A 23,308-nucleotide genomic window follows, 5' to 3' on the forward strand; every position below is an offset into this window, starting at 1 on the left:
AACAATAATAAAAAGGCCATAGAAATGGATAACCTTAATCAACCAACATCATCACTAAACGAACCGCTACCAGGCAAACCACTGCAAGCATCCCAGCTTGAAGCTAAACAATTAATGGTCGCCAAGTGGTTATCATTAGCGCCGTTATACAAATTGCCAGTAACATTATTCAGGTATGTATTTCTAGCGATGGATCGAGTACTTGGGCTGACTAAAATTGAAATGGACAAGATTGGCGAGTTAGTCATTCCAGTGAGCACGAATCATCGCGGCGATGCCACAGACACAGCTGATAACCTGCACATCAATAACACCATCAAGCTACGCATTTACTGTCCTAGCGCTAACAAGCCTCAAAAAACCTTAGTGTACTTTCATGGTGGCGGCGGCGTTATTGGCAGTATTAACACCCACGATCACTTTTGCCGCTATCTGGCTAAACACGGCAAGATGAACATCATCTCAGTTGGCTATCGACTGGCCCCAGAACATAAATTTCCAATCCCGATTTGTGATGCCATCGAGGCGTGGAACTATATCAATGACAATCATCAACAACTGAAGATCAATCCACAATATATCGGTGTGGGTGGTGATAGCGCAGGCGGATATCTGGCTTGTATTATCGGCTTAAATTCATTACAAACGTCACTACCAGTACAGGCCAAAGTAACACCTGCATTTCAATTTTTGATCTACCCAATGGTCGACTTGCAAGGTTTGACCGAGTCTTATCGCCGTTTCAATAAGCAGTTAATACTCACCCGCGATTTAATGGATTATTTCAGGCTGCATTATTTGAATTCTCTCGACGAAGTCACCCTGCCATTAGTGAGCCCACTACAGGCAAAAGACATCAGCGAATCGCCAAAAAGCTACATATTAACCCTAGGTTACGATCCATTAAGAGACGACGGCATTGCATATGCCCAGCGCCTAAAAGCGGCAGGCATCAATACACAACACCAGCATTATGACGATTGCATGCATGGCTTTATTTCAATCACAAAACTCAGTGCGCGCGCTAAACAAGCGACTCATGATATCGCGATGGCTTTAAACAGCTTTAATGATTGAACATTACAGGTAACAGATAGCTGAACCGCCTCTAGAAGCCATCAACAGATGATAAAGTTTACTCAGACGCCATGTATTACAGGCTAACAAGCCAACTTATGCTAAAATGCGCCGATCAGCTTTATGAATGTGCATCTCATTTATTTGACTGAGCGTAGTGAAGCCTACCGTGATTAACTAATGAGGATACACCAATGAGTAAGTTAAATGCCGAAGAGCGCAAAGCTCGAGATAACGATCGTTTTTCAAAACGAGTGGATGAACGCAGAGTAAAAGGCGAAGATGTCGTTGCGTATGCACTTGCCAATGAAAAAGCGTTTAAGTTTCTAACCAAAGATGAGAAACACAGCCTTAAACAAAGACAAGCGGCACTAGTAGAAGAAGTCAGCATTAAAAAACAGCAACAAACCGAGCTTAAAAACCAGCAAGAATTAGACAAGGTTCAAGCAGAATTTACTGATACCGCACAGTAATCCCTCATCAACAGCCATTGTTACTGATGATGGCTGGCCATATTCAAATACCTATTTTTATACACTTAAGCCAATATAAATAGGTACTTGAAACTGGTGAAGTTTGCTAGCGAACAGCCTTATAACCATAAAACACTACAGCACTTAATCCGCAACTCACTTCAATAAGCATTTTACATAAAACAAATCTTGTTAACTAAACAACAATCTGCTTATCTTGAACCCGTTTAAAAAATATCCCCTTCTTTATCCATTCCAAATCATTGTTAAAAAGCTTAATCTGTCCACTTATTAACTCTGACCGACAGCTCTCGTTGTTTGCTTTATTATAGTTTTACTATAGATAAATAAGGATTTTGTAGATGAAATGGATGTTATTTAAGCTTTGTATCGCACTACTCGCGTGTGGATTATCTACAGATGTTTTCGCAAGCGTTAAGACATTGGTTTGTAAAGATTGCTCAGAATTATCTATGAGTCAAACCGCCCTAAAAGGGGCTGTAGAGTTTACGCTGCCTTACATCATAGTGGTTGATATTAAAAATAAGGCCGCTCAAAAATATCGAGTTGAACAAAATCGCCATGCAACACCTATTGTTCATCCCATCGACATGTCGACGATTGAACAACGCGAAGTGAATTCACTTTATTCATATACAGATGAATTAGTCAGTATCATCAAAAAAGCTGAACGGAAAAATCAATTACAACTGGCTAGGATTCAGTCCACCTCAATCGCTAAAACAACTACAGCTGATGCTGAAAAGCACCTTGTTTATGCTGGTCATATTGACGGCAATGGCAGTATTTATGACTTCCTGCGGACAAGTTATTTGCGTAATGATCTTTATGATGTTTATTTCAAAGAGTATATTCCAGCATTAAAATCAGCAAGTTACATGGCATTAAAGGCAATACAAATCCCTAGTATGAATGATTTGGGAGTGTTCTTAACGATTGATTTCAATTCAACTGAGGAACTTAATCAGCCACAGAATAGCTTCTTGAATGTATCGCTTAATATTGTCACCAGTTCATTTGTGATTCACGGGGGCCGAGATGGATTTAACAACTCAATACCCATGACGAGCAAATCTGCGACAGGTGTTTTTCATTTTGCTGATATGGATGAAAAAGATAAGTTTGAAGCGTACATCCGAACACTTGCTAGCGGTGATTGCGCCTTTGTTATGTCTGAAAAGCAGCTTGATGATAAATACATTTATCAGTATATCTGTCACTAAAATATCTATTTAGCATCAAGGTTATGCTCAAAATGACCGGGCGAAAACCACAGGGTACTCGTCCATCAAATAGCAATATCATGGCATAAAAATCTGTATTCCGGCTCACTAGCAATAGCGAATGACCGTGAAAAACCTTAGCTACTCAATCTCACGTTTCGTACACACAAACAAGGCGTTGCCTGAAGCTAAATCCCACGGGATAATTTTGTCGTAATCATGTTCAAAAATTTGCACCTCGAAATACGGGCTTAACAAGGCTTCGAGTTCAGTAAAACTGGTGGCGACCATCGCATGGGAATCTTGCCATTGCTGAGTCTTATCAGCATCAGTTTTGGCAATGCTGACATTAAGCGACTGCATTTCACCCTCCCCCTGATAATGCCAGCCAGATTCAAACACAAACTGGCTGCCCGCAAACTCGGCGCTGTGGCGCACTGACGCCTTGTTATTGATTTTATGTTTATCAACTGTGTTGAAACAAAACAGGCCACCAGTATTTAATGCTTTATACACACTCGCAATGCAGGCTTTAAGCGCCTCGGTACCTGGTGAGTAATGAATGGAGTACAAAAAACAGGTGATCAAATCGAGTTTTTGGTCAACATAAAACTCAGTCATATTTTGCAAACTAAACTGCGCTTCAGGACAACGACGCATCGCAATATCGAGCATAGGTTGATTGATATCCAGACCACTGCTTTGAAACCCTAAATCGATGAAATGCCTCACGTGCGGCCCAGTACCACAGGCTAAATCTAAATGCTGTTTACCGCTGTTACCCAACAACTGATGCAAGCGCACTATGCTATTGCTTTGCTGCTGATAGTTAATGTCACAGCACATTAAATCGTAATAACCGGACAAATCGGTATAAAGGGCATTGGTAGACATATAAAGGGATCGGCGACATAGGCAAATTTAGGGTGGCGCATCATATATCAAATCGCACGATTGAGAAATAAGGAATGAGAAATCACTAACGACTATTCTCTAAAGGCTAACAACAAAGTAAATCGTCCCTAAGCAAGATAAGCCCAAATGCTAAAAGCCCCCCCGTTCCCCTTCTATAGCGAGGCTTTTTTTAGCGTTTTACTTAATATCTCAATTAATCACTGATAACTATTACGTTAAATGGCTAACGTACCCACAGCATGAGCTCATTCGCACCTATCACCGCAGCTTGTCTTTTAATTAGGACTCCTGCTGAGTCAAAGAGTAATAGCTCATTAGGTCTCGCTCGGTATTTAGCGATGAACGCCTCTCCCTCAGGAGTAGCTTCTCTGGCAAGCAGAAAAAACACGTTATCACCAAGATGAGAGCGAGCTTCATTCATCTGTTCAGTCTGGGTGGTACTCGACACAAGGTTAGGATTATAAACAAAGACTACCGCAGGCTTACCCGTACCGATTTGCTCGTGAGTACCTTTAAACCCCTTGGGCATCAGCATGAGCAAGAGTCCAAGCAGCAAGGCTATGGATGCAATGACACTTATCGCAACCCAAGGTATTTTACGAGCTGCGTGTAAATTATGTTTATCCATAACGATAAGTCCTTCTTTTAAAGTTAAAATACATCACTAAGTAACAAGTGTAATCAACCAACCTGAGGCCTAGATTAAAAATGGCTGCGATAATCAGCAGATTATTTAAATGGCTATAACGTTTACATTGACGGATCTCTTCTTAATGGTAAAGGTATCTATTATTCGATGTGCCTATTAATCACTTCGCTCAATTTTATCGCTAGTCTTTATCTAACACTTTTTCGATGTGCCTATCTAATTGCATTGAATTAATGCCACTTTATCTGTTGAGGTTTTGCTAAAGAGCACTCAAAATATCAATCGGTTAGAGTTCAGGTTAGTGACTTTTTTGATACAAACGTACGTAATCAATTAGCATTTGTTTCGGCCAGATATCGTCGGCCACCCCTTTAATACCACCCCATCCACCGCCTACGGCAATATTAAGAATGACATGAAACGGTTTATCAAACGGCCATGATTGCCAGCCTTGGTGATCATTGATATACGAAAAATATAGAGTGTCATCGATAAACACATCTATGCGCTCTGGGCTCCATTCCATCGCATACAGATGAAAGTTATGGGTAACATCCGGCTCATAAAGCGCGCCTTTGCGTTGCTTAAAGTTTTTCCAGAAAAAGGCTTTATTGTGCATAGTAGAATGTATGCGCCCCTCGTCAAAACCAACGTGCTCCAAAATGTCTATCTCGCCAGAATTCGGCCAGCTATTACACAGTTTTTGTTTATCGGTAGGGTCTTCACAGGATTCGGCATAAGCATCAAAATCACTTGGCATCATCCAAATCGCTGGCCAAGTGCCTAAGCCGTCAGGCAGTTTAGCCCTCACTTCCACTCGCCCATAAAGTAAATCGCCTTTACCGGCTGAAGTAATGCGCGCCGACGAGTATTCATCACCTTGAAAGAAATCACGTCGCGCTTCAATGATCAAATTTCCGCCTTGTTGACGCACGTTTTCGCTGCGATCAGTATAGCGTTGCAGTTCTTCATTAACGCGTTTGGGTGCCCACAGCTCATAGTTCCACTTAGTCTCATCGACTCGGCCATTCTGATTAAACTCATCTTGCCACACCAGGTGCCAGTCTTTATCTACCTGATAAGGTTTACGAACCACAATGGCACTAATGCTGGCGTTGCCGGTTACGGCTTTGAAATCAATATTCAATTGACCATCTGCAAGCTCAACATTTGGCACACTGATGTCATAGGAGGTCATATTACGCCCGTCGCGATCGTTAACGACATCAATAACAGGAATACGCTGCTGGCCCTCAATCCACACCGAGAACTGTCTTTTGCCTTTCTGGGTCCATTGGTCTTCGGCAAAGCGTAACGTCACACTATAAGTACCATTCACTAGTGGCTGCTGGTAAGCAATAGTTTCACCCTGGCGAGAAGACAAATACAAGTTTGGATCTTGAGTGCCAAGTATCGTCCCCTTGGCGATAACAACATGACTCGCATCGCCACTGGCCATTTTTATAGCGTCAGCCTGATATTGAATCCCGTCTGAAGAAAGATAGGCATCGCCGCCACTATTAATAGCCCAGACTATTTGGTCCGAAGGATTAGCTTGATGATGTTGAGTTTGAGCTTCAGGTATTTTGAACGTGTGTTGACTGCAGGCAGCTAACAGAAGAGAGGTGCTGGCGACCAGCAGCATGTTGCGATATTCCATTATGTTATTCCATAAATACGTCAGCGAATACCGATGATAAACGCAACACCTTATGTAAACAATATGTAACTGGCTGCACTTGAACGGAGAACATAAACAAAATATCCGAGCCGAATTACAGGTCATTAATGAGAAAAACATTAAATGGATCAATTAAATATTTAGGAGTAAAACAGAATAAATGAGGATGGCGCAATACCGTTTACGCTTGCCGATTACACTCTGTCTCATACGTCAGGCTCTAACACCAGTAGATTATTTCTGCGCTTCCTTTTGTATTTTAAATAAGGAAATGAGCTGTGTATTAAGCATAGTAATTTGATGATCTAACACTTTTCGCTGCAATTCAGCTTCTTCTGAATTGTCACCAATCAACTCTCGACGTTGCGCTTGTAACTCTTTAATATCTTCTTTTAACTGATCAATTTTCTTTTCTATTTCAGTGCGCGTATCGACTTGCTTTGTCTGCGGTGATGTTGCACCACGTGCATTATTACGCATTGTAGAACTTAATTCAGAAGACAGCTTTTTTTGCGCCTCATTTGAAATAGACACCTTATCTGTCGCTTCAACTTGAGTGTTCAATGTCCCCTGTGGTGCAATAGTAGATCGTAATCTAACTGACACTTTTTGCAGGTTATCTGTCACCGAAGTCGTTGAGTTTACGCCTAAAATATTCAATGGTTGCTCCTTGCATAGCAGGCTAATATTTATATCGACTTTGATGCTAAAACCTTTAGAAAACAGGGACAAAGACGGATTTAGTTAACGGTAACCATACTGATTAATCAATTGATTTTATTCGCTTTAGCTAAATCAACAGGGGGGTATAAATACACAAACAACCGTTATCGACATCGAATAACTCACATTACCCATATCAAGCTCTTATAAGGTTTGCGGCCAAAAAATGACTTCCCCCTAGGCTCACACCCACAAAAACCTAACGTCTACAGACATTATGAAATACACTATGCATCGCGCAAAGTGTATAGATGACACCTCAACATGCTTGCTACAGTATGCAAGCACAGCTAAAGTTCATCATGTTATTGTTTTACCATGAGTGGTTCGATTGATTTCTAGCGTATTTTATCTGAAGGGTTAAATTTTTTATGGAAAAAGTGTTTGAAAGATTGATGTATGCATCGCGCTGGATCATGGCGCCTATTTATTTAGGATTAAGCTTAGTCTTACTCGCCTTAGGCATAAAGTTCTTTCAAGAGATCTTTCACATCATACCCATTATTTTCACCATCGCAGAAGTTGATTTGGTGTTGATCACCCTATCACTCATCGACATCACCTTAGTCGGAGGCCTGCTCATCATGGTGATGTTTTCAGGTTATGAAAACTTCGTATCACAGCTTGATGTGGGCGAAAACAGTGAAAAGCTCAGCTGGCTAGGCAAGATGGATTCAGGTTCACTTAAAAACAAAGTTGCCGCCTCTATTGTGGCGATTTCATCGATTCACCTACTCAAAGTATTTATGAATGCCGAAAACATCGAAAACGACAAGATCATGTGGTATCTACTCATCCACATCACCTTCGTGTTATCGGCCTTCGCCATGGGATATCTGGATAAGATTACGCGAAAATAACCATCCATCTCCAAATAAAAAGCCCTGATACATAACAGCATCAGGGCTTTTTATTTACTATCGATTAGTACCACACTTTAGGATCAGCATTATGATTCTGCGCTATATCAATACTAATCCCCAGACCATTAAGAATTTTGAACACTGTCGAAATATAAACATCATTGCCTTTCTCAACACGGATCAAAGTCTTTTTGGTCACGCCACACAGCATCGCCGCCACATCTTGAGTCAGTGCTGCATTTTTTCTGGTTTCTTTAATGAGTAAGCCTAAAGATTGTTGATTAAGTGCAGGTGTCATAACGTTAGTCCAAAGTGTACTTTGCTACACTTTAGCTCTGAATGCTTGATATTTCAACAGTAAAGTGTAACAACCTACACTTTATTGTAATCTCTTCTGTCAAGATCAACAAAAGTATAGTTAAGTACACTTTTTAATTATCTAAGTCGCCAAACGAGTTATAAGTGTAGGTTGTTACACTATCGAATCGATTACGCCATACGTTTAAAATTAACACTGGCTTTTTTATCAGCATCATAGATATTATGAGCTTGATTATTATCAAGTTATGAATGGATGCTGTTGGTAAATGATTCTTAAAACTAAAACACTACAAATGACCAAAACGCCGCAAACGATTGCGGGTCAAAAACAGGAACAGGATGTAGCTTTCTTCTTACGCCGTGCATTTAAAGATCATCCCGAAGTACTGGTTATTAACGACTTCAAATTTAGCTTTAATGATGAAACGGCTCAAATCGATCACTTGATCGTTTACACCTATGGCTTTGTGCTAATTGAATCAAAAAGCATTAAAGGTCACGTTAAAGTGAACAAACAAGGCGAATGGACACGCAGTTATAACAACCAATGGTCAGGTATGTCTTCGCCAATCAAGCAAGTTGAGCTGCAACAAGCCTTGTTGCAAGAAATGCTCAAGCATCATAAGAATGACATATTAGGTAAGTTACTGGGTATAAAGCAGCAAGGCTTCAATGGACGCTGCTGGCATTATTTATGTGCGGTATCCAGTAATGCTGTGATCGACCGAAAAACCATGCCCAAAGAGATTTCGGACAAACTGTATAAAACTGAATTTTTGGTCGATGAACTCAAAGATATCATGAATCTTAAACACAAACTGATCCGCTTGGTCAGCGTCACCGACACTCGACCAGACTTTAGTCAGCAAGAACTCGATTCAATTGGCCAATTTCTTATTAGCCAACATATCGATTCAAATACTCAGCAAACTGAAGCTGCTCCGGCACAACAAAAGCAAATCCAACCGATACCAAATACACCAGAATTTAAACCAGAGCTTGAGCAAGGGCCTAAACCAGCATCAGCGCCCACTCATCATCTAGTTCAATCTACTGTCGCAATACTTGCACCAGTAGCAGCATTCGCGCATGATCAACACCCCATAATAAGCTGCAAACATTGCGGTGAATCAACACAATACACCCCGATGTATGGCAAATTCGGTTACTACATCAACTGCAACCAGTGCAGTAAAAACACATCGATGAAACTACCCTGCCCACAATGCCAAAATAAAAATACTAAGGTCACCAAGCGCAAAGAAACCTACACCTTGAATTGTGTAGATTGTGGGTTTGAAAAACGAATTATTTAATCATTAACTCTGATCCTCAGACTAGGACGTCAACATGAAAGATAAGGATAAAATCGCAGTATTTATTGATGCTGATAATGCTCCTGCTAAGAAAATTGATAAAGTGTTATCAGAACTTGCTCGCTATGGTGTGGTAAATATACGTAAGGCTTACGGTAATTGGAAAAACGCTAATTTAAAAACTTGGGAAGATGTGCTGCATGAGTATGCAATTCAACCCATCCAGCAATTCGATTTAACTAAAGGTAAAAACGCCACAGACATGGCACTGGTTATTGATGTTATGGATGTTTTATATACAAAAGATGTAGATGTTATTTGTTTAGTCTCATCAGATTGCGATTTTACCCCCTTAGTCACTAGAGCACTGGCTGATGGTAAAACCATCATCGGGTTTGGAGAGCGCAAAGCTCCTATGCCATTTGTGAATAGTTGTTCTCGATTTTTATTTCTCGATGATGACCCAAGTGAAGATATTCCATTACCTACAGCCACTAAAAGCTTAAACAAGAACACAAAGCTCATCAGTTTATTGAGGCAAGCTATTGAAGCTGTAGAGGAAGATGACGGATGGGCAATGTTAGGACCTATAGGTACTCATATTTCTAATCATGCCTCGTTTGATCAACGTAATTATGGCTTCAAGAAGCTGAGTGATTTATTCGCATCTATAGATCTTTTTGATATGAAAAAAACCAACGGCTCAGTCATTTGGGTAAAAGACAAAAAAAGGCATAAAACGGCAAACGGTAAGGGGAAATAACTATTATTGTCTCGAGATAATTTAGTAATAGTTTACAACGATAATTTCGTAACGAATTGACTACTATGACAGGCTCACCATGACATTCACTCACCGACACGCCGTAAACTCATCCATTAGGGCTCGAACATCCCGTCCATGGGATGGACGGTCATCTCGCAAATACTCATGGTTCACCTTTCAGCATCAGCGTAACTTGCTGACTTTAGAGCTTACTTCTAAGATTTAACAATGCGTGGCACTGCTAATTTCAAATTATACCTAACTTGTGGAAAAATAATTTATTTCGCATACCAGCGTCTTTTAATAATTTATCCCAGCTTAATACTTCAATATATAAATTGAGACTTGCATGCCATTTGAAATAGCCCTTTCTATCAGGCATAGGTTTGAAATCATGTTCTTCTTCTAACCAATCTCTTACTTTCACATCAAAATCACAGACCACATAACCATAAAATGGTGTGTTAGATTCAATATTAATCTCACGACCTTCTGGCGTTTCGAAATAACCATCACGAATTTTACGCACGTAACGGATGATCTGCTTTACAGGATCATCTTTTGAAGAAGGATTAGCAAAGTCATTACGCTTTGGTTTCTTAAACTCGAATACCATAACTGGATTGCTAGCTTCGTTTTCCCCTCTAAACACCACTCTTTTATCATAAGCTAACAAGTCAGGCCTATCAGATAAATGACCTTCCAATGGTAAATCTGACGATAAGTATTCAGTAAAGTTTAACCTTTCATCAATAAGCCATAGGTTGTGTTCTTGAAAAGGTGTTTTAATTGAATTCCCTTTGCGTGGAAATATAATATCATGCACAACTCCTTCATTTGAAAAACTACCATTTTCGTTTGCTTCCAAACTTTTCTTAAAAATATCGATCACACTACGCCTAAGGGCAACATAATGTGCTAAATCATTTTTGTTAGATTCAGAGATACGATCTAATATATTAGCCGCTTTATCATGTAATGACTCACTATCATCAGAAGCGAGAATCACTTTAACATCCTTTTTTAGTTCGTCTTCAATATAAAACTTCGCTTTTTGGAAGGTCAGTTCTATTTGTTCCTCTGATGGATTCATAGGTAAGCTAGACAAATCAACACTGTCCAGCATGAGCACATGCCAAGGCGCTTCTTTATTAATATAATCAACCACAAACCTTTGCTTTTTGCTTGTGCGTTCATCAACCTCTTCGCTTACCACCTCGAGAGCTGTTTTCACTGCTTGCTCTTCTATTTGAGATTGTGAAATACCATATTGCATATCATTATCTTTATGAAAATCAAAATTGCCACGTTCTAGTGAAACATGCTCATCTAAGAAAGATGAAAAAACATATACTTTTAAGATAAAGTTTCTAACAACACCGGCTCCAATTGTTTCATTAAACTCTTCTGAAAATTCAGGAATATAATTTTGAATTTGCGTAGAAGTTACAGTCCTCTTATGAGCAACTAAATTAACTTGGCTTTTTTGCTGTTTAGGGGAGTAAAACTTAAAAACGCGAGCACAAAAAATTTGTTGAACACCATTATTTTCAGTCAATAAGAATTTTTGATTAAACGTTGGTAATTCTACAATTGAACCACGGCCTTCATTTACTAGAAAATCATTTAAAGAAATGATCTTATCACTAGCTTCATCCCTTAATTCAACAACAGGGCATTGGTAGCCATCGGTACAAAAATAAGGAAGAAGTTTTTCAAATAATGTTCGTGCAATAGTCGAGCTCTTTTTGTCAATAAATTTTGATGATTTTATTGATTTTAACTCTGCAACTGTTCCTGATTTAATAAACTCAGCAGGCACAATTTTTTCGTCTTCTATAATATCATTAGCTTTACCCATCTTAAACGATCGATTAAGCTTAGTATCACCTAAAATATAATTGCTAGAAATAATTAAATCATCAAAATATTTTAAGCAGGTAAATCGCCCAAAGCCTTTACCACCAATAGCAATTTTATGAGCCGAATATAAAGTATCGAATGAATCTCTATTATTGTCAGTAAAACCTATACCATTATCCTTTACTATAAAACCTATGACTTCCTGAAGGTTATTAGAGTCGAGTTGCAGTTGAGAAGCTCGTTTTATGAGAACCTCAACCTTCCCACCTTGGGTGGATCCCATTTCAATGGCTTGGATTGCATTAACAATTAACTCAACTAAAGGTGTGTATACGTTAATCCCTGATTTTATATTATCGACAGCACGTCTAATATTTACATTACTCATAATATCCCTATTTTTTGACACCTTAAATGAAATTACTAAGCTTTTGTATAGTTAATAACATAACGACTCATCATTGTTTGTAGACGACTTTGTAGCATAGATAGCTTCTTCATTCCATCGATTCACATACGGTGCAGTATGTTATAACTCATGAGTAAAAGAAGCATATTTAAAGTGAAGTTCCCGATAGTAATCAGAATGATTCTGCTCTTAAATTCCCAAAATATCAAAAAAAAGCCCCGATACTGTTAAGTATCGAGGCTTTCTCTTTTCTTTTACAAGAAGTTTGGCTTTAAGCTTTTAGGCTTGAAACAACACTTGATCTAACGCAGGAAAAATCAGCTTAGAGCAAGGCTTTTTGTCACGAAGCGTAGTGTTTTTCTACGTGAGTGGCAAAGTAACGCCGCTATAACTGATTTTAACCAGTTAGATTACATCATGCCGCCCATTCCGCCCATACCACCCATTCCGCCCATATCTGGCGCAGAATCTTGTGGTACTTCAGCAATCATCGCTTCTGTTGTGATCATAAGACCAGCAATAGATGCGGCGAACTGTAACGCGCTACGAGTCACTTTAGTTGGGTCTAGGATACCCATTTCTAACATGTCACCGTAGGTGTCGTTACCCGCGTTGTAACCGAAGTTACCTTCACCGTTTTTAACAGTGTTAGCAACAACTGATGCTTCTTGACCAGCGTTAGTTGCGATTTGACGTAATGGCGCTTCCATAGCACGTAGTGCAATCACTACACCGTGCTTTTGGTCTTCGTTCAATACTTCAACATCTTTAATTTTGCTTGCTACGCGAACAAGGGCAACACCACCACCGGCGACCACACCTTCTTCAACCGCTGCGCGAGTTGCATGTAATGCATCTTCTACGCGCGCTTTTTTCTCTTTCATTTCAACTTCGGTTGCTGCGCCAACTTTGATGACTGCAACACCGCCAGCTAACTTAGCCATACGCTCTTGAAGCTTTTCTTTGTCGTAGTCTGAAGTTGACTCTTCAACTTGTTGTTTGATTTGCGAAACACGTGCAGAAATTTGCACTTGGTCGCCACTGCCGTCGATGATAGTAGTGTTATCTTTAGTGATGATGACGCGCTTAGCTGTACCTAAATCTTCTAGAGTCGCTTTTTCAAGTTCTAGACCGATTTCTTCAGCGATAACAGTACCGCCAGTTAAGATTGCAACGTCTTGTAGCATTGCTTTACGACGGTCGCCAAAACCAGGTGCTTTAACAGCAGCTACTTTAACGATGCCACGCATGTTGTTCACAACGAGTGTGGCTAATGCTTCGCCTTCAACGTCTTCTGCAACGATAAGCAATGGCTTACCTGTTTTCGCTAGACCTTCAAGGATTGGTAGCAATTCACGGATATTAGAAACTTTTTTGTCTACTAATAAAATGAATGGGCTGTCTAATTCAATGCTGCCAGTTTCTGGCTTGTTGATGAAGTATGGTGATAGGTAACCACGGTCAAACTGCATACCTTCAACAACGTCTAATTCGTTTTCAAGCGCTTGGCCTTCTTCAACTGTGATAACGCCTTCTTTACCGACTTTTTCCATTGCGGTGGCAATGATGTCGCCGATTGACTCGTCAGAGTTAGCAGAAATGGTACCTACTTGAGCAATGGCTTTAGTGTCTGAACACTCTTGAGAAAGTAGTTTAAGTTCAGCAACGGCTGCGATAACCGCTTTGTCGATACCGCGCTTAAGGTCCATTGGGTTCATACCCGCTGCAACTGCTTTTAGGCCTTCAACAACAATAGCTTGTGCTAATACTGTTGCAGTAGTGGTACCGTCACCGGCAGCATCATTGGCTTTAGAAGCAACTTCTTTGACCATTTGTGCGCCCATGTTTTCGAACTTGTCTGTTAGTTCGATTTCTTTAGCCACTGACACACCATCTTTGGTGATCATTGGCGAACCAAAGCTTTTATCTAAAACAACGTTACGACCTTTAGGGCCTAAGGTTACTTTAACTGCGTTGGCTAGGATGTTAACGCCTGCAAGCATTTTTACGCGTGCGTCGTTACCAAATAAGACTTCTTTTGCTGCCATTTTTTGATGTTCCTTTAAATTTAATGATTAAGTGGAAAGTCGATTGATGCGTGAGGCTTAGCCTACTACTGCCATCAGGTCAGCTTCTGACAGGATTAAGACTTCTTCACCGTCAATTTTTTCTTTCTTAACGCCGTAACCTTCATTGAAGATCACTACGTCGCCCACTTTAACGTCAAGTGGAGTAACTGTGCCATTTTCTGAAATACGACCGTTGCCTACAGCAAGGATTTCACCGCGAGTTGATTTTTCTGCTGCGCTGCCTGTAAGCACGATGCCACCTGCAGATTTAGATTCAACTTCTAAACGTTTAACGATAACGCGGTCATGTAATGGACGAATATTCATCTATGAACTCTCCTAATGATTTGATGCCCAAAAAGCGAGGCTATTGACTAACAAATAAGGGTTTTCCCCTTGATGCATGTGATATGGGGGTGGTTAGTCGCAGATCCAAGGGGAATTTTAAAAAAAACTCTACTTTTTTTAAGTCTGTTTTATTAAAGTAACGCTAATCCTGATAGAATTCGGCTCCGTTAAAATATCAAAGCTGAGAATTGATGAAAGACAGACACGGGTTGCTCACAGCGCCAATTGGTCGTGTGCTGCTTAACATGACCTTACCGAACCTGATTGGGATTATGACCATTCTTGGTGGCAGTCTGGTAGACATCTTTTTTATCAGTCAGTTAGGCACAGAATCGCTCGCGGCAGTCAGCTTTACCTTCCCGATAACCTTAGTCATTTCCAGTATTGGTATTGGCATTGGCGCTGGCGTGTCGACCAATTTAGGTCGCTTGATTGGTTCTGGGCATGCGCCCGAATCCAGAGTGTTTTTATATGACGCCTTGTGTATGACCTTTGTGATTATTTGGGGCTTATCGATTCTCGGTTGCATCTTTATAGAACCCGTGTTCAGTTTACTGGGTGCTAATAACGCCAGTTTGCCGCTCATTAATGACTACATGTGGTACTGGTATTTAGGCGCTCCAGCGCTGGTGTTATTAATGGTGGGTAATCAAGCATTACGCGCCACGGGTGACACTCATTCTCCGGCTAAAATTATGATGTTAGCCGCGATTGTTAATTTGCTCCTCGACCCGCTACTTATCTTCGGTATTGGGCCTTTTCCACGACTTGAAATCCAAGGCGCAGCGATTGCGACAACACTGTCTTGGGTGGTGGCCATGTCGCTGTCGGGCTACCTGATCATTGTCAAACGTAAACTGGTGCAGTTTGCAGACTTTGATGTTGGCCGGTTAATTTTACACTGGAAAGTCTTATCGCATATTGCCCGCCCGGCAGCATTAATGAATGTGATTAATCCGATTGCCAACGGCATTATTATGGCGATGTTGGCCCGAATTGATCATGCTGGTGTGGCCGCATTTGGTGCCGGTATTCGCCTAGAGTCGGTATTGTTGATTGTGGTGATGGCGCTGTCGTCGAGTTTAATGCCGTTTATTGCGCAAAACTTAGGTGCTGGGCAACATGATCGCGCTAAAAAAGCCTTATTGATGTCATTGCGGTTTGCATTTGTGTTTCAAACGTTATTGTTTATTCCGCTGTTTTTTTATGCTGAGTCTATTGCCGGGCTATTTACTCATGACCCACTGGTTATCGAATGGCTGAGTTTTTATATTATGATATTGCCTGTCTCTTATGGGCCGCTTGCTATTGTGATTATGGTTGCCACTAGCTTAAATGCTTATCATAGACCCTTGAGTTCACTGGTAATTAACTTATGCCGCTTAATGTTATTGATGCTACCGCTGGCGGCGCTAGGCTCTTATATTGGTGGCGTGAAAGGGATTTTATTGGCACTCCCCATCGCCAATACGTTAATGGGTATAGCTTGTTATTATCTGGCGACTAAAATTAGCGAACCCGAAAAGATTAAGCATGCTGTGCCTTGCCCAGATAACGCTAATCACACCGCATCTGACGATGCAGCTACATCGGACGATCAAGTCGATGCAACCAAGCCAAGCACTCGCCTCAGTGAATATTAAACTGTGTTAATAATGGCCGCCGAACTTGCTTTTTAATCGCGCTAAGGTGATTAATAAGCTTATATTTGAACGCAATAAATCTGGTTTATGATGAAAAAGTCCATTTATGCCGCCATGCTCTCTGGCATTATTTGCCCTGGCAGTGGCCAACTCTGGTTAGGGAAAAAGCTACTCGGCTGGGGGTTTATCAGTGTCAGTTTGCTGTGCGTGTTGGTGATAATGAACCAGATAATTAGCCGCGCCCAAGTGATTGCTGAGCAAATTTTGGCCGGTGAGATTGGCAATGATTTAAGCTCCATTTATGCAGCTGTCTCTGGGGCGGCACTCGACACTGCAGGTGCCAGCATGTCAGCCTTAACTTGGGTGTTTTTGGCCAACTGGGGCTTAAGCATTATTAGTGCATTTTGGTTAGGCGCGCAGCAAGACAAGCAGCTTCAGCTACAAAAATAAAAACCGCAATAAACACAAAAACAGCCGAGTAATGCATCTGCATCAATCGGCTGCTTATTCTTATCTGTCATCAAAACGCGGTATTCCGTCAACCAACACTGCAGATAACGTTGATCAAAGATTAAATTCGTTTAGTGCGATTAAGACGGTTTGTGGTCGTCTTTTGGCTTAATCGGCTCAACATCAATAATATCGTCATCCTGATTGTGATCCGTTTTGGCATGCTTATCTTGAGGCGGGTTTTCACTCACATCAACATCATGTTGCTCATGCTCAATTTGATGGCTACGTGGGCGATCATTTTTATGCTCAAAATCACCGTCGAAGGTATTACCCTGCTGATCAAATGGCTTTTGCCCCGCAAAAGGACCCGATTGTCCGAAAGGACTTTGGCCACCAAAACCAGGTTTAAAACCACCATTGGCGACCACACGCAATTGCATACGCTTATATAAAAACGCGGCAATGGGAGAGCGGGTTAATGGGGTTAATAGAATTAAACCAATAAAGTCGGTCACAAAACCAGGAATAAGCAATAACACCCCGGCGGCGGCAAGCATCATGCCTTCAACAATTTCTTGTCCGGGTGCTTCACCACGAGCTAATTTTTGTTGCACGCTCATTAACGTACTTAACCCTTGGCTACGTACCAATGACACACCAACAACGGCTGTAAAAAGTACCAAGGCGACGGTAGTCCATGAGCCAATTGAACTGGCAACTTCAATGAGTACATTGAGCTCTATAACGGGTACTAAAACAAATATTAATAATAAAATAAAAAACATATTGGCCTCTAATGATCGCTTTTTGATAGAGTGGCGACCGATAAAATAACTGTTGCCGATGAAACTTAAATGGGGGTGAACGGGTCTATTTTCAAGACGCGTCACGAATATCATCTCAGTTTAATGAAAATGATGCTAAAACATCGTACTGTAATGCGTTGCAGTATAACGCCTTTAACTTAAGTAAACTTTAAGACAACTTATGTATAAACCTGAACAGCTACTTATTTTAACCTCTTGCCCAAATGCTGAGGTTGCTGCAGGTATTGCGACAAAATTAGTCGAAGCGAAATTGGCAGCATGCGTACAAATAGGCCAAGCCGTTGAGTCAATTTATCGCTGGGACAATAAAATTTGTCAGTCAAATGAAGTACCAATACAAATAAAATGTATGGCATCTGATTATCATTCAATTGAACAACTCGTGATCAAAATGCATCCTTATGAAGTACCAGAATTCATTGCCACTCCGATTATCGGTGGTTTTGGCCCTTATTTACAATGGATAAAAGACAACTCACCATCATGAAAAAAATCGTCGCACTATGCCTAACATCTCTGTTACTGATGTCATCAATCCTCCTCGCGCCAGTGGCACACAGCGCGAATGCCTTGGGGAATAAATTCAGCTTTTTAAGCAGTGAACCTGAATTAATGAAGGTCAACGATGCTTTTGTGTTTGACTACCAGCAACAAGGTAATCAGCTCAAAATCAACTTTGTGATTGCTGAGGGTTATTATCTATACCGCGACAAGCTGCAGTTTTCTGTCGATGGTGCAGTTATTGGTGATATTGAATTACCTCATGGTAAAAACCACCATGACGAATATTTTGGCGACCAAGAGGTGTTTTACTCGTTCGTTGAAATTCCGATTGCATTTAAAGAAGCCCAAGAAGGTGCGGTGTTTCATGTCACCTTTATGGGTTGTGCTGAAGGTACTTTGTGTTACCCACCGACCAAGCGTGATGTAACCTTATCAGCCATTGAAGCGAATGATGGCAAGATAGTCAGCAAAAAAGTGATTGGCGCCCCTGATGACACGCAATCAGCAAACCTAACCAATGCAACTGATGCTCCTGCAACCCCTATCACTGAGCAAGACACGTTAAACCAAATGCTGCAAAACGATAGCCTGTTGTGGACCTTAGTAATTTTCTTTGGTTTAGGTATCGGCTTAGCATTAACACCATGCGTGTTCCCTATGTACCCTATTTTATCGGGCATTATTGTTGGCCAAGGCCAAAAATTGTCAACGGCCAAAGCCTTCACCCTCTCTATGGCCTATGTACAAGGCATGGCGATTACTTACTCCTTACTCGGACTAGTTGTTGCCTCTGCTGGACTTAAGTTTCAAGCAGCCTTGCAACACCCTGCAATTTTGATTTTCTTAGCAGTGATGTTTGTATTGCTGAGTTTGTCGATGTTTGGCATGTACGATTTAAAACTGCCATCTAAATGGCAGGAAAAAATGAACTCAATGTCGAACAACCAAAAAGGTGGCAACCTGATTGGCGTGTTCATGATGGGCGTGATTTCAGGCTTAGTCGCCTCACCTTGCACCACAGCGCCATTATCTGGCGTGCTTATTTACGTGGCGCAGTCTGGCGACTTGCTACAAGGTTTTTTAGCCCTATATGTCCTGAGTATGGGCATGGGCTTACCGTTATTAGTTATTGGCACTTCCGGTGGTAAAATTTTACCTCGCGCAGGGGCTTGGATGGACATTATTAAAACCATCTTTGGCTTCTTGCTGATTTCAGTGTCTATCGTGATGATTGGCCGCATTTGGCCAGGTTTAGTATCCGATTTACTCTGGTCTGTATGGGCAATCAGCTTAATTGCTTACTTAATGCATCAAAATAGATTGTCAGAGTTTAACTGGAAACAAAGCACCCGTGGAGTACTGCTATTGTTGGCGTTAATGGCAAGCTTCTCTTATGGTTTCCAAGCAATGATGGCTGGCTTTGGCCATACCTCTGTGCAGATGAACCAAGCGGGTGTTGAAGGTAAAACCAAAACCGAAGCGAATCACTTTATCCGCATTAAATCGCTAGACGATTTAGAAGTAGAATTAGATAAAGCCAGTATTAGCGGCAAAACGGTAATGTTAGATTTATATGCCGACTGGTGTGTGGCTTGTAAAGAGTTTGAAGCCATTACCTTTAAAAATGCTGATGTAGAAGCACGGATGAAAAAAATGGTGTTATTACAAGCGGACGTGACTGCCAGTGATGATATTGATATTGAGTTGCTAGAGCATTATGGCGTATTGGGTTTACCGACATTATTAATGTTCAATACCGACGGCAAACAACGTGAAGATTTACGGGTAACCGGATTTATGGGACCAAAAGACTTTGCAGCCCATTTAGATATCCTTTTAGCAAAATAAATCGCCTGAGTAATATCGCGCATTAACGCAATGCGCGATATCTACACGGCAAATATAATGCATTCACTTTATTGACTAAATAAGTTACCTAACAGGCTATGTTGATCATCATACTTAGCTGTAAGTAGGGTGTTAAGTGCAGTTATAAAGACAATCTGTTAGTAAAATCTTTGCCTAGAACACAATATAAAACAGTATCTTTAATCACTAAAGATGCTGTTTTTTGCTTTTGTGGTATTAAAGTCACCGTAAGTTAACCTTTTTCTTATACAATATAATTTTTATATTCCTCATCTAAGGAGTTTTATGGAACCCGCTATCCTTATTATCACTCTGCTTTGCGGTATGTTGGTTAGCCGTGTTGGTTTACCGCCACTCATAGGTTATCTTGCTGCTGGTTTTGTATTATTTACCTTAGGAATTAAAGACACTAGCTTGCCTATTTTGCAACAGCTTGCCGACTTAGGCGTTACCTTACTGCTGTTTTCCATTGGCCTTAAACTTGATCTAAAGAGTCTTTTTAAAGCCGAAGTATGGGCTGGTTCAAGTTTGCATTTAATCGGTTCAATTCTGTTTTTTGTACCTGTACTTAAGGTATTAGGCTTTTTAGGCATTGAGCAACTAGATGGGTTTAGCTTTAATCAACTGATGCTAGTAGCGTTTGCTCTGAGTTTTTCAAGTACCGTATTTGCGGTAAAAGTACTTGAAGACAGCGGTGATATGCAGTCTCTATATGGCCGAGTAGCGATTGGTATCTTAATTATGCAAGATATCTTCGCGGTAATATTTTTAACCATTTCCAAAGGTAACATTCCATCTGTTTGGGCCTTTGCCTTGTTGTTACTCCCATTAGCAAAGCCACTGATATACAAAGTGTTTGACCGAGTAGGCCACGGTGAAATGTTAGTGTTATTTGGCCTAGTCATGGCCTTAGTTGTGGGCGCATGGCTATTTGAAGCCGTAGGTTTAAAGCCAGATTTAGGCGCTCTAATTGTGGGGATTTTACTCGCAGGACATGCTAAATCATCTGAGTTAGCTAAATCGATTTATTTCTTTAAAGAGCTATTCTTAGTCGCATTTTTCTTAACCATTGGTTTAAACGGTTTGCCGACACTGGCAGATATCGGCTTAGCCGCTATTTTAGTTGTGTTAATCCCGGTTAAGATTGTTATGTTTATCTACTTGCTAACCCGCTTTAAATTACGTTCGCGCACCTCGTTATTAGCCTCATTTAACTTAGGTAACTACAGTGAGTTTGGTTTAATTGTAGCTGCTGTTGCGGCGCAAAAAGGTTGGTTACCACCACAATGGCTGATTATTATTGCGGTCGCCTTAAGCATTAGTTTCTTATTTGCAGCACCGCTGAATAACAGCGTCGCGAAGATTTATTTACGTTATCAAACCAGACTAATGAAACTAGAACGCCATCCTTTGCACCCTGAAGATCGCCAGATCCCAATTGGTAATCCACGCTTCTTAATTTTAGGTATGGGCCGAATTGGTTCAGGTGCTTATGATGAGTTACGTTCAAAATACATAGGCGAAATATTAGGTATTGAGCATAAACAAGAGCTGGTCGACTTTCATCGCAATCAAGGTCGTAATGTCGTTCAAGGCGATGCTGGCGATACCGATTTTTGGGAAAAGCTCGAACGGGCTCCTAATTTAGAGTTGGTTTTACTGGCAATGCCAAATCACGTCGGTAACTTGTTTGCCGTTCAACAACTGAAAAGATTAAATTACGAAGGTAAAATCAGCGCCATTGTACAATACACAGAAGACGCCGATTCGTTAAAAGACTCAGGTGTGAATACTGTGTACAACTTGTATGAAGCAGCAGGTAGAGGTTTTGTTGACCATGTGATTAAAGAGCTACTTGATTCGCCATCAGTCAACGCATCTGAATCCGCCGGCGAAATAACCAATGAGAATCACGCTATCGCGGCAGATGAGCAGCCCGTTAAGTCAACATCATAAAATCTGTCCCTAAGTTGCGATCCATTTAAAACGCCTAGAAATATCTCTAGGCGTTTTTGTTTTCCACAACGTATTTTCAATTTTGCGTCGGATAAACAAATCACAGTTACAGATCGAGTAAAGTCATGCTATAACTCCACTAATAAGACTTTTTCTTGTCACCCTTTGTTGGATTTTTTGAAGTATGTCAAACCCTGCTCAACGCGCGACTAAATTATTCGTGCAAACTTTTGGCACTAAGCCCGATGATTTATACCAAGCGCCCGGGCGAGTTAACATTATGGGCGAACATACTGACTATAACGAAGGCCTCGCATTACCTGCCGCCATTAATTTTCATACTGTTATTGCTGTAAAGCATCGCGATGATGATTTATTTCGCGCGGTCAGTACCGCTTTTCCGGGGCACATTAAACAATGGTACTTTGGCGAAGAAGGAACCTTAGCTGCTGGCGATGATTGGAGCCATTATTTAAAGGGCGTTACAGCCGCAATGAACCAATCAGGTTTACAGGCAAAAGGCTTAGACTTAGCGATTGTCGGTGATGTGCCGCTTGGGGCAGGTTTATCATCTTCAGCAGCACTGGAAATCGCTTTTGGTACTGCTATCAGTAATGCCAGCCAATTACATTTATCACCTATTGCTATTGCCCAATTAGCACAGCGCGGTGAAAGCCAATTTATGCAATTAAATTGCGGCATGATGGACCAAATTATCAGTGCGATGGCAGAGCCCGATCATGCCTTATTGATTGATTGCTTAGAACTAGAAAGCGAAGCTGTGCTATTGCCTGAAGAATTAAGCTTGATTGTGATTGATATAAAACAAGATCGTCATGTTTTTACACAGCAGTTTGAACAGCGCAAACAAGAATGCAGTCAGATCACTACGATACTTGGCCTCGATTCTCTACGCGATTTATCACTCGCCCAACTGAATCTCAATAAAGATGTATTGAGTGATGAACAGTTTCGCCGTACTCGCCATGTGATCACTGAAAACCAACGCACCAGTAATGCAGCCCGAGCATTACAACAGAATAATATTGCTCGTTTTAGTGAGTTAATGGCGCAGTCTCAAGTTTCAATGCGTGATGACTTTGAGATTATTACCCCAGAAATCGATTGCTTGGTGACTATGGTTGCATCGCTGATCGGCGAACAAGGCGGTGTGCGGATGAGCGATGGCTGTGTATTAGCTCTGGTTAATCATGATCTCACCGATGAGGTGATTAATGTGGTTGAAAAGCAATATTTTAAGCAAACAGGTATCGAAGCAACAATATACTTGTGTTCAGCAAGTGGCGGTGCAGGACGCATCAGTTAATATTTTACAAAA

21 protein-coding genes are annotated in these 23,308 nt (G+C 40.9%); 12 read left to right on the plus strand and 9 right to left on the minus strand.

Going from position 1 to position 23,308, the window contains the following annotated elements; translation table 11 throughout:
• The first annotated feature begins 24 nt into the window (after positions 1-24).
• The 3 genes from H5164_RS07835 (at position 25) to H5164_RS07845 (ending at position 2,794) form a co-directional block, all read left to right on the plus strand.
• A complete protein-coding gene (locus H5164_RS07835) occupies positions 25-1,077 on the plus strand; it encodes an alpha/beta hydrolase (RefSeq protein WP_182755478.1) in 1,053 nt (350 codons plus the stop codon).
• A 194-nt stretch (positions 1,078-1,271) separates the two neighbouring features.
• Entirely contained in the window at positions 1,272-1,550 is a 279-nt protein-coding gene (locus H5164_RS07840; RefSeq protein WP_124015235.1) for a DNA polymerase III subunit epsilon, read from the plus strand.
• Between the two features lie 362 nt (positions 1,551-1,912).
• Positions 1,913-2,794: a hypothetical protein gene (locus H5164_RS07845; RefSeq protein ID WP_182755480.1), complete on the plus strand. Its 882-nt coding sequence runs from the start codon at positions 1,913-1,915 to the stop codon at positions 2,792-2,794.
• Between the two features lie 141 nt (positions 2,795-2,935).
• On the opposite strand, the gene H5164_RS07850 is transcribed toward H5164_RS07845, so the two are convergent.
• The 4 genes from H5164_RS07850 to H5164_RS07865 all read right to left on the minus strand — a co-directional run bounded on the left by H5164_RS07850 (position 2,936) and on the right by H5164_RS07865 (position 6,699).
• On the minus strand, positions 2,936-3,688 hold the full coding sequence (locus tag H5164_RS07850; protein ID WP_182755482.1) for a class I SAM-dependent methyltransferase: 753 nt from the start codon (positions 3,686-3,688) through the stop codon (positions 2,936-2,938).
• A 244-nt stretch (positions 3,689-3,932) separates the two neighbouring features.
• A complete protein-coding gene (locus tag H5164_RS07855; RefSeq protein WP_124015237.1) occupies positions 3,933-4,337 on the minus strand; it encodes a hypothetical protein in 405 nt (134 codons plus the stop codon).
• Between the two features lie 319 nt (positions 4,338-4,656).
• Positions 4,657-6,018, minus strand: a complete 1,362-nt coding sequence (locus H5164_RS07860; protein WP_182755483.1) for a malectin domain-containing carbohydrate-binding protein — start codon at positions 6,016-6,018, stop codon at positions 4,657-4,659.
• Positions 6,019-6,273: 255 nt separating this feature from the next.
• The gene (locus tag H5164_RS07865) at positions 6,274-6,699 is read right to left on the minus strand and encodes a hypothetical protein (protein WP_182741723.1); all 426 of its coding nucleotides are present in this window, start codon (positions 6,697-6,699) and stop codon (positions 6,274-6,276) included.
• A 434-nt stretch (positions 6,700-7,133) separates the two neighbouring features.
• Here H5164_RS07865 and H5164_RS07870 point away from each other — a divergent pair, with 434 nt between their 5' ends.
• Entirely contained in the window at positions 7,134-7,622 is a 489-nt protein-coding gene (locus H5164_RS07870; RefSeq protein ID WP_124015240.1) for a TIGR00645 family protein, read from the plus strand.
• Positions 7,623-7,686: 64 nt separating this feature from the next.
• Here the strand turns inward: H5164_RS07870 and H5164_RS07875 are convergent, their stop codons facing one another.
• Positions 7,687-7,923, minus strand: coding sequence for a helix-turn-helix domain-containing protein (locus H5164_RS07875; protein ID WP_124015241.1), 237 nt, complete (start codon positions 7,921-7,923; stop codon positions 7,687-7,689).
• A 289-nt stretch (positions 7,924-8,212) separates the two neighbouring features.
• Here H5164_RS07875 and H5164_RS07880 point away from each other — a divergent pair, with 289 nt between their 5' ends.
• Positions 8,213-9,262 carry a nuclease-related domain-containing protein gene (locus H5164_RS07880; RefSeq protein ID WP_182755485.1) on the plus strand — a complete coding sequence of 350 codons (1,050 nt, stop codon included), beginning with the start codon at positions 8,213-8,215 and terminating at the stop codon, positions 9,260-9,262.
• Between the two features lie 34 nt (positions 9,263-9,296).
• On the plus strand, positions 9,297-10,025 hold the full coding sequence (locus H5164_RS07885; protein ID WP_182696841.1) for an NYN domain-containing protein: 729 nt from the start codon (positions 9,297-9,299) through the stop codon (positions 10,023-10,025).
• A 250-nt stretch (positions 10,026-10,275) separates the two neighbouring features.
• Here H5164_RS07885 and H5164_RS07890 read toward each other — a convergent pair whose 3' ends face one another.
• From H5164_RS07890 to H5164_RS07900, 3 genes are all read right to left on the minus strand, one after another.
• Positions 10,276-12,279, minus strand: coding sequence for an ATP-binding protein (locus H5164_RS07890; RefSeq protein WP_011639074.1), 2,004 nt, complete (start codon positions 12,277-12,279; stop codon positions 10,276-10,278).
• A 431-nt stretch (positions 12,280-12,710) separates the two neighbouring features.
• Positions 12,711-14,348, minus strand: a complete 1,638-nt coding sequence (gene groL, locus H5164_RS07895; RefSeq protein WP_124015244.1) for a chaperonin GroEL — start codon at positions 14,346-14,348, stop codon at positions 12,711-12,713.
• Between the two features lie 57 nt (positions 14,349-14,405).
• Positions 14,406-14,696 (minus strand): co-chaperone GroES, encoded by a 291-nt coding sequence (locus H5164_RS07900; protein ID WP_124015245.1) that lies wholly within the window; start codon positions 14,694-14,696, stop codon positions 14,406-14,408.
• 212 nt (positions 14,697-14,908) lie between these two features.
• Between H5164_RS07900 and H5164_RS07905 the strand changes: the two genes are divergently transcribed.
• Positions 14,909-16,360 carry an MATE family efflux transporter gene (locus H5164_RS07905; protein WP_182755487.1) on the plus strand — a complete coding sequence of 484 codons (1,452 nt, stop codon included), beginning with the start codon at positions 14,909-14,911 and terminating at the stop codon, positions 16,358-16,360.
• A gap of 90 nt (positions 16,361-16,450) precedes the next feature.
• Positions 16,451-16,810, plus strand: a complete 360-nt coding sequence (locus H5164_RS07910; RefSeq protein ID WP_124015247.1) for a hypothetical protein — start codon at positions 16,451-16,453, stop codon at positions 16,808-16,810.
• A 140-nt stretch (positions 16,811-16,950) separates the two neighbouring features.
• On the opposite strand, the gene H5164_RS07915 is transcribed toward H5164_RS07910, so the two are convergent.
• Complete coding sequence (locus tag H5164_RS07915; protein ID WP_124015248.1) at positions 16,951-17,598, minus strand: FxsA family protein; 648 nt, start codon at positions 17,596-17,598, stop codon at positions 16,951-16,953.
• A gap of 202 nt (positions 17,599-17,800) precedes the next feature.
• Between H5164_RS07915 and cutA the strand changes: the two genes are divergently transcribed.
• The 4 genes from cutA to galK all read left to right on the plus strand — a co-directional run bounded on the left by cutA (position 17,801) and on the right by galK (position 23,296).
• Positions 17,801-18,127 (plus strand): divalent-cation tolerance protein CutA, encoded by a 327-nt coding sequence (gene cutA / locus H5164_RS07920; protein ID WP_124015249.1) that lies wholly within the window; start codon positions 17,801-17,803, stop codon positions 18,125-18,127.
• Positions 18,124-19,992 carry a protein-disulfide reductase DsbD gene (locus H5164_RS07925; protein WP_182755489.1) on the plus strand — a complete coding sequence of 623 codons (1,869 nt, stop codon included), beginning with the start codon at positions 18,124-18,126 and terminating at the stop codon, positions 19,990-19,992. Before cutA ends, H5164_RS07925 begins: the two co-directional genes overlap by 4 nt.
• A gap of 306 nt (positions 19,993-20,298) precedes the next feature.
• Positions 20,299-21,969 (plus strand): cation:proton antiporter family protein, encoded by a 1,671-nt coding sequence (locus tag H5164_RS07930; protein WP_182755491.1) that lies wholly within the window; start codon positions 20,299-20,301, stop codon positions 21,967-21,969.
• A gap of 184 nt (positions 21,970-22,153) precedes the next feature.
• Complete coding sequence (gene galK, locus H5164_RS07935; RefSeq protein WP_182755493.1) at positions 22,154-23,296, plus strand: galactokinase; 1,143 nt, start codon at positions 22,154-22,156, stop codon at positions 23,294-23,296.
• The last annotated feature ends 12 nt before the right edge of the window (positions 23,297-23,308 follow it).

The organism is Shewanella sp. SG41-3, from assembly GCF_014164545.1.
Classification (GTDB): Bacteria; Pseudomonadota; Gammaproteobacteria; order Enterobacterales; family Shewanellaceae; genus Shewanella; species Shewanella vesiculosa.

Coding starts and splice junctions, on each gene's coding strand:
- H5164_RS07850 (WP_182755482.1), bottom strand. CDS start 3,688: ATGTCTACCAATGCCCTTTATACCGATTTGTCCGGTTATTACGATTTA.
- H5164_RS07915 (WP_124015248.1), bottom strand. CDS start 17,598: ATGTTTTTTATTTTATTATTAATATTTGTTTTAGTACCCGTTATAGAG.
- galK (WP_182755493.1), top strand. CDS start 22,154: ATGTCAAACCCTGCTCAACGCGCGACTAAATTATTCGTGCAAACTTTT.
- H5164_RS07905 (WP_182755487.1), top strand. CDS start 14,909: ATGAAAGACAGACACGGGTTGCTCACAGCGCCAATTGGTCGTGTGCTG.
- H5164_RS07900 (WP_124015245.1), bottom strand. CDS start 14,696: ATGAATATTCGTCCATTACATGACCGCGTTATCGTTAAACGTTTAGAA.
- groL (WP_124015244.1), bottom strand. CDS start 14,348: ATGGCAGCAAAAGAAGTCTTATTTGGTAACGACGCACGCGTAAAAATG.
- H5164_RS07880 (WP_182755485.1), top strand. CDS start 8,213: ATGATTCTTAAAACTAAAACACTACAAATGACCAAAACGCCGCAAACG.
- H5164_RS07875 (WP_124015241.1), bottom strand. CDS start 7,923: ATGACACCTGCACTTAATCAACAATCTTTAGGCTTACTCATTAAAGAA.
- cutA (WP_124015249.1), top strand. CDS start 17,801: ATGTATAAACCTGAACAGCTACTTATTTTAACCTCTTGCCCAAATGCT.
- H5164_RS07925 (WP_182755489.1), top strand. CDS start 18,124: ATGAAAAAAATCGTCGCACTATGCCTAACATCTCTGTTACTGATGTCA.
- H5164_RS07930 (WP_182755491.1), top strand. CDS start 20,299: ATGGAACCCGCTATCCTTATTATCACTCTGCTTTGCGGTATGTTGGTT.
- H5164_RS07910 (WP_124015247.1), top strand. CDS start 16,451: ATGAAAAAGTCCATTTATGCCGCCATGCTCTCTGGCATTATTTGCCCT.
- H5164_RS07890 (WP_011639074.1), bottom strand. CDS start 12,279: ATGAGTAATGTAAATATTAGACGTGCTGTCGATAATATAAAATCAGGG.
- H5164_RS07835 (WP_182755478.1), top strand. CDS start 25: ATGGATAACCTTAATCAACCAACATCATCACTAAACGAACCGCTACCA.
- H5164_RS07855 (WP_124015237.1), bottom strand. CDS start 4,337: ATGGATAAACATAATTTACACGCAGCTCGTAAAATACCTTGGGTTGCG.
- H5164_RS07845 (WP_182755480.1), top strand. CDS start 1,913: ATGAAATGGATGTTATTTAAGCTTTGTATCGCACTACTCGCGTGTGGA.
- H5164_RS07885 (WP_182696841.1), top strand. CDS start 9,297: ATGAAAGATAAGGATAAAATCGCAGTATTTATTGATGCTGATAATGCT.
- H5164_RS07860 (WP_182755483.1), bottom strand. CDS start 6,018: ATGGAATATCGCAACATGCTGCTGGTCGCCAGCACCTCTCTTCTGTTA.
- H5164_RS07870 (WP_124015240.1), top strand. CDS start 7,134: ATGGAAAAAGTGTTTGAAAGATTGATGTATGCATCGCGCTGGATCATG.
- H5164_RS07840 (WP_124015235.1), top strand. CDS start 1,272: ATGAGTAAGTTAAATGCCGAAGAGCGCAAAGCTCGAGATAACGATCGT.